This is a genomic window from Natrarchaeobius halalkaliphilus (assembly GCF_003841485.1).
Classification (GTDB): domain Archaea; phylum Halobacteriota; class Halobacteria; order Halobacteriales; family Natrialbaceae; genus Natrarchaeobius; species Natrarchaeobius halalkaliphilus.
In genome coordinates, this window is record NZ_REFY01000002.1 from 346831 (window position 1) to 359050 (window position 12220).

General features: G+C 62.6%; 13 protein-coding genes and 1 tRNA gene. 7 read left to right on the forward strand and 7 right to left on the reverse strand.

The annotated features are described in order from the left end of the window. Positions 1 to 33: 33 nt before the first annotated feature. The 4 genes from trpG to trpD are packed head-to-tail and all read right to left on the reverse strand — an operon-like array spanning position 34 to position 4086. Positions 34 to 711 carry an anthranilate synthase component II gene (trpG, locus tag EA462_RS05295; protein ID WP_124177526.1) on the reverse strand — a complete coding sequence of 226 codons (678 nt, stop codon included), beginning with the start codon at positions 709 to 711 and terminating at the stop codon, positions 34 to 36. Further along, the gene (gene trpE / locus EA462_RS05300; protein ID WP_124177527.1) at positions 708 to 2414 is read right to left on the reverse strand and encodes an anthranilate synthase component I; all 1707 of its coding nucleotides are present in this window, start codon (positions 2412 to 2414) and stop codon (positions 708 to 710) included. The genes trpG and trpE overlap by 4 nt, the downstream gene beginning before the upstream one ends. Next, positions 2411 to 3073 carry a phosphoribosylanthranilate isomerase gene (locus tag EA462_RS05305; RefSeq protein ID WP_124177528.1) on the reverse strand — a complete coding sequence of 221 codons (663 nt, stop codon included), beginning with the start codon at positions 3071 to 3073 and terminating at the stop codon, positions 2411 to 2413. The genes trpE and EA462_RS05305 overlap by 4 nt, the downstream gene beginning before the upstream one ends. Then, complete coding sequence (trpD, locus tag EA462_RS05310; RefSeq protein WP_124177529.1) at positions 3070 to 4086, reverse strand: anthranilate phosphoribosyltransferase; 1017 nt, start codon at positions 4084 to 4086, stop codon at positions 3070 to 3072. The genes EA462_RS05305 and trpD overlap by 4 nt, the downstream gene beginning before the upstream one ends. Before the next feature lie 181 nt (positions 4087 to 4267). Between trpD and EA462_RS05315 the strand changes: the two genes are divergently transcribed. After that, positions 4268 to 4342: transfer RNA gene (locus tag EA462_RS05315), tRNA-Val, on the forward strand. A gap of 395 nt (positions 4343 to 4737) precedes the next feature. Here the strand turns inward: EA462_RS05315 and EA462_RS05320 are convergent. Together EA462_RS05320 and EA462_RS05325 are read right to left on the reverse strand one after the other, a co-directional pair. Continuing rightward, the gene (locus EA462_RS05320) at positions 4738 to 4920 is read right to left on the reverse strand and encodes a DUF7501 family protein (RefSeq protein WP_124177530.1); all 183 of its coding nucleotides are present in this window, start codon (positions 4918 to 4920) and stop codon (positions 4738 to 4740) included. A 227-nt stretch (positions 4921 to 5147) separates the two neighbouring features. Next, positions 5148 to 7685 carry a methyl-accepting chemotaxis protein gene (locus tag EA462_RS05325; RefSeq protein WP_124177531.1) on the reverse strand — a complete coding sequence of 846 codons (2538 nt, stop codon included), beginning with the start codon at positions 7683 to 7685 and terminating at the stop codon, positions 5148 to 5150. A 287-nt stretch (positions 7686 to 7972) separates the two neighbouring features. Between EA462_RS05325 and EA462_RS05330 the strand changes: the two genes are divergently transcribed. The 3 genes from EA462_RS05330 to EA462_RS05340 all read left to right on the forward strand — a co-directional run bounded on the left by EA462_RS05330 (position 7973) and on the right by EA462_RS05340 (position 9094). Continuing rightward, complete coding sequence (locus tag EA462_RS05330; RefSeq protein ID WP_124177532.1) at positions 7973 to 8158, forward strand: HEWD family protein; 186 nt, start codon at positions 7973 to 7975, stop codon at positions 8156 to 8158. Positions 8159 to 8177: 19 nt separating this feature from the next. Further along, positions 8178 to 8501, forward strand: a complete 324-nt coding sequence (cutA, locus tag EA462_RS05335; RefSeq protein WP_124177533.1) for a divalent-cation tolerance protein CutA — start codon at positions 8178 to 8180, stop codon at positions 8499 to 8501. 119 nt (positions 8502 to 8620) lie between these two features. Beyond that, a complete protein-coding gene (locus EA462_RS05340; RefSeq protein WP_124177534.1) occupies positions 8621 to 9094 on the forward strand; it encodes a 50S ribosomal protein L11 in 474 nt (157 codons plus the stop codon). Positions 9095 to 9147: 53 nt separating this feature from the next. Here the strand turns inward: EA462_RS05340 and EA462_RS05345 are convergent, their stop codons facing one another. Next, the gene (locus EA462_RS05345; RefSeq protein WP_124177535.1) at positions 9148 to 9729 is read right to left on the reverse strand and encodes a hypothetical protein; all 582 of its coding nucleotides are present in this window, start codon (positions 9727 to 9729) and stop codon (positions 9148 to 9150) included. Between the two features lie 268 nt (positions 9730 to 9997). Here EA462_RS05345 and EA462_RS05350 point away from each other — a divergent pair, with 268 nt between their 5' ends. From EA462_RS05350 to rpl12p, 3 genes are read left to right on the forward strand one after another with little or no spacing between them, the layout of a single operon-like run. Continuing rightward, positions 9998 to 10630 carry a 50S ribosomal protein L1 gene (locus tag EA462_RS05350; RefSeq protein WP_124177536.1) on the forward strand — a complete coding sequence of 211 codons (633 nt, stop codon included), beginning with the start codon at positions 9998 to 10000 and terminating at the stop codon, positions 10628 to 10630. Between the two features lies 1 nt (position 10631). Continuing rightward, entirely contained in the window at positions 10632 to 11681 is a 1050-nt protein-coding gene (locus EA462_RS05355; protein ID WP_124177537.1) for a 50S ribosomal protein L10, read from the forward strand. An 18-nt stretch (positions 11682 to 11699) separates the two neighbouring features. Then, positions 11700 to 12047 (forward strand): 50S ribosomal protein P1, encoded by a 348-nt coding sequence (gene rpl12p, locus EA462_RS05360; RefSeq protein ID WP_124177538.1) that lies wholly within the window; start codon positions 11700 to 11702, stop codon positions 12045 to 12047. Positions 12048 to 12220: the final 173 nt, after the last annotated feature.

Genomic DNA, 12220 nt, shown 5'->3' on the forward strand with positions numbered 1-12220 from the left:
CTGAAGCGGGAGCGGCCGTCTAAAGTGCCAGTATCAGCGAGCGGTCGGCGGAGTAGCCGACCGATCTCGATCGCGAACATCCGAGAGAAAGTTCTCGATCACGTCGTGGCCGACCGCCGTGAGCACGCTTTCGGGATGGAACTGTACGCACTCGATCGGATGTTCGCGGTGGCGAACGCCCATGACCAGTTCCGTACCGTCGTGGTCGGCGGTCGCCGTCACCTCGAGACAGTCCGGGACCTCGGTGGCGACCAACGAGTGATACCGTCCGGCACGAAATCCCCGCTCGAGGCCGTCGAAGACGCCCTCGCCGTCGTGATCCACTGCGGAGGCCTTGCCGTGAATCGGGTCGGGCGCTCGTCCGACGGAGCCGCCGTAGGCGTAGACGGTCGCCTCGAGACCGAGACAGACGCCGAGAGTCGGTACGTCGGGGCTCAGCTCGCGGAGAACGTCCATCGTAACGCCGACGTCGCGGTCGTTTTTCGGATGTCCCGGTCCGGGACTGATGACGATCGCGTCGGGGTCGACCGCACGGACGTCCGCGAGCGACGCCGTATTCTTCCGTACCTCGGTTTCCGTCCCCGGCAACTGACTGACGTACTCGACGAGGTTGTAGGTGAACGAATCGTAGTTATCGACGAACAGCACGCGGAGCGTCGCCGTCTCAGCCCCCGTCACCGGTTCGCCGTTCGACGATGAGTTCGGGCTCATCGCCTCGCCTCCGGGGTCGTCTCGAGGTTGGCAGTCGCGTCGTCACCGTCGGATATCTCCGCGCGGGTTTCGATCGCCTCGAGCGCCGTGAGAACGCCGCCCATCTTCTGTTCGGTCTCTTCGTACTCCGATTCCGGATCGCTGTCAGCGACCAGCCCGGCTCCCGCCTGAACCGTGATTCGATCGTGATCTCCCTCGTCTTCGACCGTCGCCGTCCGGATCACGATCGCGAAGTCGGCGTCGCCGGTCCAGGAGTAGTAGCCGACGCCGCCGCCGTACAGCCCTCGGGCGTCGACCTCGAGGTCGTCGATGATCTCCATCGCTCGGACCTTCGGCGCACCGGACAGCGTCCCCGCCGGAAAGGCTGCGCGGGTCGCGTCGAACGCGTCGGCGTCGGCCGCGAGTTTCCCCGTCACCGTCGACTCGATGTGCTGGACGTGGCTGTATTTGAGAACGTTCATAAACTCGTCGACGCGAACCGATCCGGCCTCCGAAACGCGTCTGACGTCGTTTCGCGCGAGATCGACGAGCATCGTGTGTTCTGCGCGCTCTTTTCCGTCCGCGAGCATCTCGCCGGCCAACCGCCGATCCTCGACCGGACTCGATCCCCGGTCGCAGGTTCCGGCGATCGGGTTCGACATGACCTCGCGACCGCGGACGGAAATCAGCGTTTCGGGGCTCGCACCGACGACCGTCAGATCGTCGTGATCGAGCAGATACATGTACGGCGACGGATTGACCTCTCGCATCGCCTCGTAGAAACCGAGCGTATCGATCTCGCCGGAGAGTTCCCGTGTTCTCGAGATGACGCCCTGATAGATGTCGCCGTCCAGAACGTGCTCTTTCGCTCGGCGGACGTTCGCTTCGTACTCCGCTTTCGGACCCGCGACCTCGTCGTGACGAACGAATCCGTTCGTCTCCGGTCGGTCGGCTTCTCGTAGTACTCGCTCGACCATGGCGACTTCCGCGAGCAGTCCGTCGTACACCTCGTCCGGATCGTCGTCATCGGTGAGAACAGGCGTACAGACGATCGACACCGTCCCGTCGTGCTCGTCGAACGCGATCGTTTTCGTCGTCAACACGAACTGCGCGTCCGGAAAACGCGAGTCGGGGCGCTCACAGCCGACCTCCTCGAGCCAGAGATCATAGACGGCGTCGTAGGCGAGAAAGCCGACGAGCCCGCCCTCGAGATGTTGTCGATCGTGGTCGGGAAAGTTCGCCAGCCGCGCGTCCGGCATCGCAGCCCGCAGGGCATCGACGGTGTCGCCGTCGCTGTCGGTTTCGATCGACTCGACCGGCGCGCCCTCCGAGAGCGCTTCGACCGTCGTCCCCGTCGGATCGACCGTGACGACCGCTTCCGGGTCGTAGCCGACGTACGAAAAGCGCGCGTGGCGCTGTGCACCGACCGAACTCGGCCGAAACGCGCCGTCGGGATCGCTCGAGGCGGTCTTCTCGGCGCTCTCGAGCAAGAACGCGTACGGCGATCGGTCGCGGTCGCTTTCCGTCGAACGACCCGTGAGGGCCGCGTAGGCTGTCAGCGGTGTCGTTTCGACGGGAATCGGCGCCACGGTCCGGACGACCGTCGTCCCCTCGCCGCTTGCGTGCTCGCGAAACGCCGTTCGATCGAGGTCGAGCGAGGGCGACTCGTCTCCCGGCCCGTCGCTTCGTTCGGTCTCCGCTGTGGTAGAGTTGGCGTCGTTCATGAGGAGTGTGGCGTCGGTTCCGCGCCGTGGGCGCGTCGTGCGCACTCGACGAACGATCGCACCGCATTCGGATCCTTGACGCCACCGTCGGCCTCGACGCCGCTTGCGACGTCGACGGCGAAGGGATCGGCGGCCCTCACCGCCTCGGCGACGTTCGCCGGCGTGAGCCCGCCCGCGAGGATCACCGGCGACTCGAGGTCTGCGATGGCCGTCCGGGTGCGGTTCCAGTCGTGCGTTCGCCCCGTCCCACCGCCGCCGTCCTCGGCGGGCGTATCGACGAGGAAGGCGTCAACGTCGCCGTCGTGGCGTTGGGCGCTCGAGACGTCGTCGGTGTCGACGGCGAGGACGAGCTGACTGTCGACGCAGTCGGTCACCGCCGCGATATCGATCGTCTCGGGATCGGCGTGGAGCTGGAGGACGTCCGGCTCGACCCGTTCGACCAGATCGGCCGCGTGCTCGAGTCCCCGATCCATCGTAACGAGGACCGTCGTCACGAACGGCGGCGCTGTCGCCACGAGGTCCGCGGCCCGGTCGGCCGTGATCTCTCGAGGAGTGTTCACGGGAACGTCGACGATGACGCCGACCGCGTCCGCACCCGCGTCGACGACCGTCTCGAGGTCGTTGCGGCCGGTCAACCCGCAGATCTTCACTCGCGTCATCGTCCACCCAGTCCGGGAACCGCACTCCGGAGCTGCTCGAGCTTCGTCGCCGCACCGCCGGAGTCGATCGCCTCGCGAGCGACCGCCGCCCCTTCCTCGAGCGAATCGGCTTCGCCCGCGAGGTAGATGGCAGCGCCGGCGTTCGCGAGGATGACGTCGCGTTTTGCGCCCGTCACGTCGCCCTCGACGATGCCGCGGAGATCGGCCGCGTTGGCCTCGGGTGAACCGCCCGCAATGGCCGATATCGCGTGTTCGTCGAGGCCGATATCGGTCGGTTCGACGGTGTACGCTTCGACCCGGTCCCCCTGGACTTCGGCGACGGTCGTCTCGCCGTGAACGGCGATCTCGTCGGTGCCCGAGCCGTGGACGACGAGCGCACGATCGGTATCCATCCGGGCGAGTGCGTCCGCGAGGACGGGAACGAGATCTGCATCGTAGACGCCGATGACCTGTGCGTTCGCGCCCGCGGGATTGGTAAGCGGCCCCAGGACGTTGAAGATGGTTCGCATGCCGAGTTCCTTGCGGGGGCCGATGACGGCTTTCATCGCCGGGTGAAAGACCGGTGCGAGCATGAACCCGATTCCATCACGGTCGATGGCCGTCTCGACGGCCGGCGGCTCCGCCTCGACGTTCACGCCGACTTCCTCGAGGACATCCGCGCTGCCCGAGGACGACGAGACCGAGTAGTTGCCGTGTTTCGCGATCGGAACGCCCGCGCCGGCGGCGACGATCGCGCTGGTCGTCGAAACGTTGATCGTGTCGTAGTCGTCACCACCGGTTCCGCAGGTGTCGACCAGCGGTTCTCGGTCCGGCGAGATCGTACGCGCCACATCGCGCATTCCCTCCGCAAAGCCCGCGATCTCGGCTTCCATTTCTCCTTTCGCGCGCAACGCCGCGAGCAACGCGCCGATCTGTGCCTCCGTCGCATCCTCGAAGACGGCCGTCGAGGCCGCCCGAGCGTCGGCTTGTGTGAGGTCGGTTCCGTCAGCCACCCGTTCGATGTATTCCTTCATAGTGGACACCAATGTACGTAGTTGTCTTACAATGTCCAAATGAGTGCATCAATTTAAGCGTATCGGAGGTCCGCGTGGTTCGGTGTCGCGTACGGCGATCGATTCGAAACCTTCAATTACGGTGGCGGGCAACCGTTGAGTGCAGGTGAAGGTGGCCTCGAGCCACGGACGAAAGCCAGGCGGGTTGGTGGTCTAGTCTGGTTATGACACCTCCTTGACATGGAGGAGACCGGCAGTTCAAATCTGCCCCAACCCACTATTTTTGCGCCGAACAAATCCGTGAGGCGCAAAATCGTCACGTTGAGCAGTTTGAACCAGACAAGTCCAAGCCCGGGAAACAAACGAAGAGGGCGACTCGGACGGTCTTGGTGAGGTTCAAACCCATCTCACCCGACTCGATCCCCGCCGAACGATCGCGTGAGAACCCACTCCGATGGATCGAAAGGGGACCATCCGATGTGCCAGTTGTTCGGACGCGGGGCGACGCTCGAGTCGTACTCGAGGCGTCCACATCGAGCTCGCCGCGCGTACTTGAGTACCGCCGATCACGAAACCGATGGTGGCCACGGCCGCCGATACCCATACATTGTCGGGTTTTGGAGATCCGCTTCAAGAAACCGTCACAGAGATCGATCGGAACGTCGGAGGTGATTAGCCTGACCATTCGCCGGCGAGATCTCCAGCGATGTTCTCTCGCCAATGATCGAATCCGCGTTCGCAGTCGCCGTTCTCGTCGATATGATCGACGAATCCAGCACCGGGAGAGGCGAGTTCGTCGCCGCAGAACGGACAGGTAACCGGGTCGACCCAGTTCATGGTCGTGTTCACCGACATGGAGAAATCCGTGCTATTCAACAATATAAGCCTAGTCGATTAACATCTAATATATATCCTATGTGTTAATATGCCCCTAGTATCGAACGCGCCTCACCGTAGCCGCTACCGACTGAACCAGTCGAACACCGTCGAACCGGCCGCAGGAGACGAACGAGGGGTCTACCCGCCGTCCTCGTGGCCGATGCGTGAGAACGAGGCGAGCCGACGTACTATGAGGGTCGTCGCTACGAGTCGTCGGGGTTACCGGCGTCGTCGTCGAACTCGAAGACGTTCTCCGTCTCCCCTACGGAGTCGCCCACCTGCCGTTCGTCGGAGTCGACGCGCTCGTCGGGACCGTTTTCTTCGTCAGAATCGACGGTATCGTCCGATCGGTCGTCGGTTCGATCCGGGGATGTCGCTGCGGACATCGCTCGAGTCGTTTTCGCCTCCGAATCGACCGTTTCCTCCTCCGGATCGGCCAGATCATTCTCCCGATCGTCGCCCACCGGACCGTCGGTGTCCCCACCGGACTCGTCGACGTCGGTTTCGAAGTGATCCAGTGCCTCAGAGAGCCTGGTCGCCTGCCCGGTGAGTTGCGACGCCGAGGTCGACACTTCGGTCAACGCCGTCGTCTGCTCTTCGGTCGCCGCGGCGACGCTTTCGGCCTCGGCGGTCGTCTCCTCGCTGATCGTCGCGGCCTCGTCGACGATCGCGACGACCTCCTGTGTGGTCGCAGCCTGTTCTTCGGTCGCCGCAGAGATCTCCTGAACCCCGACGTTCGTCTCGTCTGCGTACGCTGCGATCTCCTCGAGCGCCGTGACTGCCCGGTCGACCTGCTCGTGTGCCGCCTCGAGTCGCGCGCTCGTCGCTTCGACCTCCTCGGCCGATCGAACCGTTTGCCCACGGATACTCTCCAGTCGGTTCTCGATCTGGTTCGCGGCCGCTTTCGCGTCGCTGGACAGCTCCTTTATCTCCTGGGCGACGGCGCCGAACCCGTCTCCGTCCCGACCGCTCGCGGATCGAGAGGCCTCGATGTTGGCGTTGAGCGCGAGCATGTTCGTCTGCTCTGCGATCTGCTGAATTCGATCGATCAGGTCGTCGATCTGGCCAACTTCGGACTCGAGCGTTCGAATCTCCTCGACGGCCTGTCGCGCCTCGGTTTCCGTCTCGGACATGCTCTCGAGGGCCTCTTGGGCGGCCTCCTGTCCCGTCTGCCCAGTGTTCGCCGTTCGTGCCGCGAGATCGGCGACCTCGTTCGAGGAGGCGGCGATCTCTTCGGTCGTCGTCGACAGGGTGGACATTTCGCCGGTCGCCTGCTGGAGCGATGCGTTCTGTCGCTCTGCTCCGGCCGAGATTTCCTGGATCGATTCGCTGACTCGCTCGCTCGCGGAACGCACTTCCTCGCTCGAAGCGGTCACCTGTTCGCTGGCGATCGCGACCTGCGTTGCGAACGTCTGGAGATCTGCGACGGTGGTTTCGATGTCGTCGAGCATGTCGTTGAACTCGTCACCGATCGTTCGCATGGACTCGTTGTCCGTTTCGATGTCGGCTCGGACGGCGAGGTCGCCGGCAGCGGCGGCTTCCATCACCGCACAGTACTCCGTGGCGGCGTCCTCGAGTCGATCGTTGAGTTGCTGGACGCGTTCGCGTTCGGCTTCGGACTCCTGACGCGCGTCCTGTGCCGCTCGTATCTGTTCTCGAAGTGAAGTGCGCATCGTCCCGAAACTATGGTAGAGCGACCCGATTTCGTCGATTCGACCGGTCTCGAGATCGACAGAGAGGTCTCCCTCTTCCATCCGCTGTGCGCGATCTCGGAGACGATTTAGATCCGCCGAAACGCTCCGACCGCCGACGAGGCCGACGGCGACGAACACGAGCCCGGTCAACACGATCGTGACCACGAAACTCGTCTGTACCTCGTCTCGCACCGCGAAGGCGGCGTCAGTCGGCGTCGTCGTCACCACGTACAGAGTCTCGCCCGCAGCGGACGAGTACTGGTAGCTCGGCAGATAAGAATAGACTTGCTCGTCGTCGACGCTCTCGGCGATTCCGTCGACGCCGGGCTCGATAACGGCCGAGCCGACGCCGCCGGCACCGATAACTGGCTCACCGTCTTGAGTGACGACAACGGTATTCGCCCCGTCAACCGCTTGGGGAAGGTCCGGTCCTGCCCTCTCAGGGGGGAACTCAGCGACGAGTATCCGATCGCCCATAACGACGCGCTGTCTCCCAATAGCGACCACCTCGTCGTCGTCGAAGTTGGTGTATCGCTCCGCCGTGATGAACGAAGACGACCGCGTGGCCGTCTCCTCGGGGATGTGTTCGAACATGTTCTGGCCAACGGCGTCCCGATTCGAACTCCCGACCACCTCACCCGTTCCCTCCTCGACGAGATGTAGCTCGGAAAAACTGTTCGTGTACGCCTGATTCTCGAGGTGTGTCGATATTCGATCCGAATCGTCCATCGTCAGGACGTCCGCCTGCGAAATCTCGGTCAGATCGTCCTCACGATCCGTGAACCACTGATCGAGGACGCTCGCGTGGAGTTCGGTCGTCTGTTCGGCCTGGTCGTCGACCTGTCCCTCGAGCTGGTCGCTGATCCCGAAGTAAAAGACCGTGCTGATCGCTGCGGTCAACAGGAGAATCGCACAGACTGCGACGAGAACCTTCGTAATGAGCCGTCGTCTGAGTATATCGGGGACGAGCCTCGACGCGATCGATGGGTTTCCGTTCGTTTCAGCTGGCCGTTCCGACGTTTGCCGTGGTTCTGACACATCACTCATGGATTATACCTACCGGTTATCGACCGCGTTCCGCGCCGGTGATTGGCGCAACTGCCTGCCTACGCGCAGATGCGTATCACTGATGACGATTATCTCGTTATCAGTATTACTAATAAAGATTGCTAATTACCTGTATTTATTTCAACGCTGCAGTGTCAACGAAAACAGACTTCCGGTCGAGTGTAACGGGTCGAAACCTCCGCTGTGTCGACACCGATCCGAGTCGGCGAGACTCGTTTCGTCGACACAGCGAACAGTATATATGGGTGCAGTTCTCACACCCGCCAATGAGTACGGACCTCCGAACACCGACTGCCCGCGTCTGCGAGCGGTGCGGTCGGGCCGAGTACTGGGACGACGAACTCGAGGCCTGGCAGATCGACCACGAAGACGGTGAAAAGCAGGTCGGAAACCCGCACTGCCTCCACGAGTGGGATATCAACGGAACGTTCAATCCCGTCCTCGAGGAGTGAGGGGACGCCCATCAGGTCGATGACGACGGTCTACATCACGGCTCCGCCCGAGGAGGCCGAGCGCATCGCACGGGTACTCGTAGAAGAACGACTCGCAGCTTGCGTCAACAGGATACCGACGACCTCCACGTACCGCTGGGACGGTGAGATACACCACGACGACGAGGTCGTGTTACTCGCGAAAACGACTGACACGGTCTACGCCGAACTCGAGAACCGCGTCCTCGAGATCCACCCACACGAGGTTCCGTGTATCGAGCGCTTCGACGAGAGTCACGCCCTCGAGTCGTTCGCTGAGTGGCGAGGCGAGGTCACCCAGCCGAGCAGCGGTGAGAGTGACTGACTCGAGACCTGTTTCCATTCGGTGACCGTGAGTGATCACTTCGAAGTGCGTCAGGGAGTCACAGACGGTGTCTACCCGAAAAAGCAACCCTTAAAACTCGCGCACGGGTTGTGACGGATATGGCTGGAACCATCGAAGTGCTCGTTCCGGGTGGCCAGGCCAACCCTGGCCCACCGCTCGGTCCCGAGCTCGGACCCACACCCGTCGACGTACAGGCGGTCGTACAGCAGATCAACGACCAGACAGCGGCGTTCGACGGAACCGAAGTGCCGGTAACCGTCGAGTACGACGACGACGGCTCGTTCGATATCGACGTCGGCGTTCCCCCGACGGCCGCACTCGTCAAGGACGAAGCGGACTTCGAGACCGGAAGCGGTGAGCCCCAGAAGGATTTCGTCGCGGATCTGTCCGTCGATCAGGTGAAAACGATCGCAGAACAAAAACACCCCGACCTGCTCGCTTACGACACGAAAAACGCTGCAAAGGAAGTCGTCGGTACCTGTGCCTCGATGGGAGTTACCATCGAAGGCGACGATGCTCGCGAGTTCAAAGCAAAGGTCGACGCGGGCGAGTACGACGAGACGCTCGCATAAGACGACAACGAATTTTCGGATCGCTTCGGACCGACGAGCGCGTCGTCCGCCACTCAGATCTTGTTCGCTGGCGGAACGCTCCGGTCTTCGGGACTGGTCGTTCCGCCTGGCCCGAGCAGAATCCGAACGAGAGTGCCCAGACCGAGAGTCGTTGCCGTCCCGACCAGAACGACGGTCACAGCGAGCGACAGCCCGGCGAGCCCGCAAACGAGACTGCCACATAGAACGCCGAACCAGAGCGTATCGCGTCCGAACCGCGCCGCCATCGACTGACCGATGGCGACGAGACCGACGACGGCGGCTACCGGGATCACCGTTATTCCGAACACGACGAAGATGACCCCGAAAAACGTCCCCAGACTCGAGCCGAGAATCAGATATCCGGTGCTCGATATGGTGAGGACGACGAGGAGTGATGGAAATCCGAGACAGCTCGATATTATCGGACTCCGGCGGGATTTTGCGATCGCGCGCGAACTGTGCTCCTGAACCAGCCCGAGCAGTACGACCGCGGCGACGAGCGCTCCGACGAACTGTCCGCCAATCCGTTCGACCGGTGTGAGCGACCGGTACGTCTCGAGGACCCACACGTGGGCGAACTGGCCGGTCGGCTCGAGACCCGCGTTCCAACCCATACCCGATAAATCTATTGGCCACATGCACGAACGATACACTGTCATTGGAGATATTACTTTCGGAAGAACGGTCTCGATCAAAAACGTCGGATGAGTATCGTGTTGATGGATAACAGACCGCTCTGGGGCCACGTATCGCCCTCTCGGCCGGATACACTGACCGTGGTTCGACGGGTTTAAGTTTGCCATGACACTTTGCTCAAGGGAGACAGGCATTGCCTGTTTCACTGACCCGTAGGAGCACTCCTGCGTACTACGGAGGTGAACGATGGCAGATTCGGATATCGAAACCGCAGTGGCTCGCGCACTCGAGGATTCGCCGGACCGGAACTTTACCGAGACGGTCGACCTCGCGATCAATCTGCGCGACCTTGATTTGAACGAACCGTCGAATCGTGTTGACGAGTCCGTCGTCCTACCGGGTGGAACCGGTCAGGACACGCGGATCGTCGTGATTGCCGAGGGAGAAACCGGAGTCCGCGCCGAAGAGGCTGCGGACGACGTGCTCTCGGAGAGCGATGTGGCAGATCTCGACGACGACGAGGCCAAGGATATGGCCGACGAGACGGACTTCTTCATCGCTGAAGAGGCGATGATGCAAGACATCGCCCGGCACCTGGGTACCATTCTCGGTCCCCGGGGGAAGATGCCGGATCCGCTCTCGCCCGACGACGACGTCGTCGAGACCGTCAACCGGCTCAAAAGTACCGTGCAGATTCGCTCCGGCGACCGACGAACGTTCCACACGCTCGTCGGTGCCGAGGATATGAACGCTGAGGACATAGCCGACAACATCGACGTCATCCTGCGTCGTCTGCACGCTGACCTCGAGAAGGGGCCACAGAACATCGACGGCGTCTTCGTCAAGACGACGATGGGGCCGTCCGTAGAGGTGGTCTAACATGAGCGCACAGGCTGAACGCAAGACCGAAAACCTTCCACAGTGGAAAAAAGAGGAGGTCGAGGAGCTTCAGAACCTCATCGACGACTACGAGAGCGTCGGCGTCGTCGGAATCACCGGTATCCCCTCGAAGCAGCTTCAGGACATGCGCCGTGGACTCCACGGAACCGCCGTGGTACGAGTCAGTCGTAACACGCTGCAGGTCCACGCGCTCGAGGACGCCGGCCTCGACGACCTCGTCACGCACGTCGAGGGACAGGTCGGACTCGTCGCGACCGACGACAACCCCTTCACGCTCTATAAGGAACTCGAGGCGTCGAAGACGCCCGCTCCGATCAACGAGGGCGAAGTCGCTCCGAACGACATCGTCATCCCCGAGGGTGACACGGGCGTCGATCCGGGGCCGTTCGTCGGTGACCTTCAGGGAATCGGTGCGAACGCACGCATCGAGGACGGTTCGATTCAGGTCATGGAGGATTCGACGGTCCTGGAGGCCGGCGGAGAAGTCTCTGTCGACCTGGCGAACGTCCTCAACGAACTCGGTATCGAGCCCAAGGAAGTCGGACTCGATCTTCGCGCCGTCATCGCTGACGGCGTGCTCTTCGATCCCGATGATCTCGACATCGACGTCGAGGCCTACGAAAGCGACGTTTCGACGGCTGTTGCCCGCGCTCGGAACCTCTCGGTCAACGCGAGTTACCCGACCGCGACGACGGCTTCGACGCTCATCGCCAAGGCGACGGGCGAGGCCAAGAGCCTCGGCCTGCACGCGGCGATCGAAGACGAAGAGCTCATGCCCGACCTCGTCAGCAAGGCCGACGCACAGCTTCGTGCGCTTGCGGCCCAGATCGACGACGAGGAGGCGCTCCCCGAAGAGCTCCAGAACCTCGAGGCACCCGTCCCGGCGGCGGGAGACGCCGACGAGGTCGAAGACGAATCGGCTGACGACCAAGACGAAGCAGAGGCCGACGAAGCCGACGAAACCGATGACGAAGACGATGACGAAGACGACGGCGACGGCGCGGAAGGTCTCGGTGCGATGTTCGGATAACGAACGGAGGATTCAACAATGGAATACGTTTACGCTGCACTCATCCTGAACGAAACGGGCGAAGAGATCAACGAAGACAACCTGACGGACGTACTGGACGCTGCTGGCGTCGACGTCGAAGAGTCCCGAGTCAAGGCGCTCGTCGCCGCACTCGAGGACGTCGACATCGACGAGGCAGTCTCCGAGGCCGCCGCCGTCCCTGCCGCTGGAGCCGCTGCAGGCGGTGCTGCCGCCGCAGCCGACGACGGCGAAGACGACGACGGCGACGCAGAGGAGACGAGCGACGTCCCGGACACGACGGACGACGACGAAGACGACGAAGACGACGATGCCGGCGGCGAGGGCCTCGGCGAGCTCTTCGGCTAAGTCGCGACGCGACGAATTCACGAAATCAATTTTCTTTGGTCACACCCACCAGCGACTGCGATCTGCTGGCTATCTACCACCACCGTGACCCTCCACGGCCGAGAGTCGACCACTACCAGGTCCGGTAAGGGGTTCGAGAGCGTGATACCGAGCGTCGTCCCTGGTCGCTTCCG

Bases quoted from the DNA above. Each gene is read 5' to 3' on its own strand.
- EA462_RS05340 (WP_124177534.1), top strand. From the start codon at position 8,621: ATGGCTGGAACCATCGAAGTGCTCGTTCCGGGTGGCCAGGCCAACCCT.
- rpl12p (WP_124177538.1), top strand. From the start codon at position 11,700: ATGGAATACGTTTACGCTGCACTCATCCTGAACGAAACGGGCGAAGAG.
- trpE (WP_124177527.1), bottom strand. From the start codon at position 2,414: ATGAACGACGCCAACTCTACCACAGCGGAGACCGAACGAAGCGACGGG.
- EA462_RS05350 (WP_124177536.1), top strand. From the start codon at position 9,998: ATGGCAGATTCGGATATCGAAACCGCAGTGGCTCGCGCACTCGAGGAT.
- EA462_RS05320 (WP_124177530.1), bottom strand. From the start codon at position 4,920: ATGTCGGTGAACACGACCATGAACTGGGTCGACCCGGTTACCTGTCCG.
- EA462_RS05305 (WP_124177528.1), bottom strand. From the start codon at position 3,073: ATGACGCGAGTGAAGATCTGCGGGTTGACCGGCCGCAACGACCTCGAG.
- EA462_RS05345 (WP_124177535.1), bottom strand. From the start codon at position 9,729: ATGGGTTGGAACGCGGGTCTCGAGCCGACCGGCCAGTTCGCCCACGTG.
- EA462_RS05355 (WP_124177537.1), top strand. From the start codon at position 10,632: ATGAGCGCACAGGCTGAACGCAAGACCGAAAACCTTCCACAGTGGAAA.
- trpG (WP_124177526.1), bottom strand. From the start codon at position 711: ATGAGCCCGAACTCATCGTCGAACGGCGAACCGGTGACGGGGGCTGAG.
- EA462_RS05325 (WP_124177531.1), bottom strand. From the start codon at position 7,685: ATGAGTGATGTGTCAGAACCACGGCAAACGTCGGAACGGCCAGCTGAA.
- cutA (WP_124177533.1), top strand. From the start codon at position 8,178: ATGACGACGGTCTACATCACGGCTCCGCCCGAGGAGGCCGAGCGCATC.
- EA462_RS05330 (WP_124177532.1), top strand. From the start codon at position 7,973: ATGAGTACGGACCTCCGAACACCGACTGCCCGCGTCTGCGAGCGGTGC.
- trpD (WP_124177529.1), bottom strand. From the start codon at position 4,086: ATGAAGGAATACATCGAACGGGTGGCTGACGGAACCGACCTCACACAA.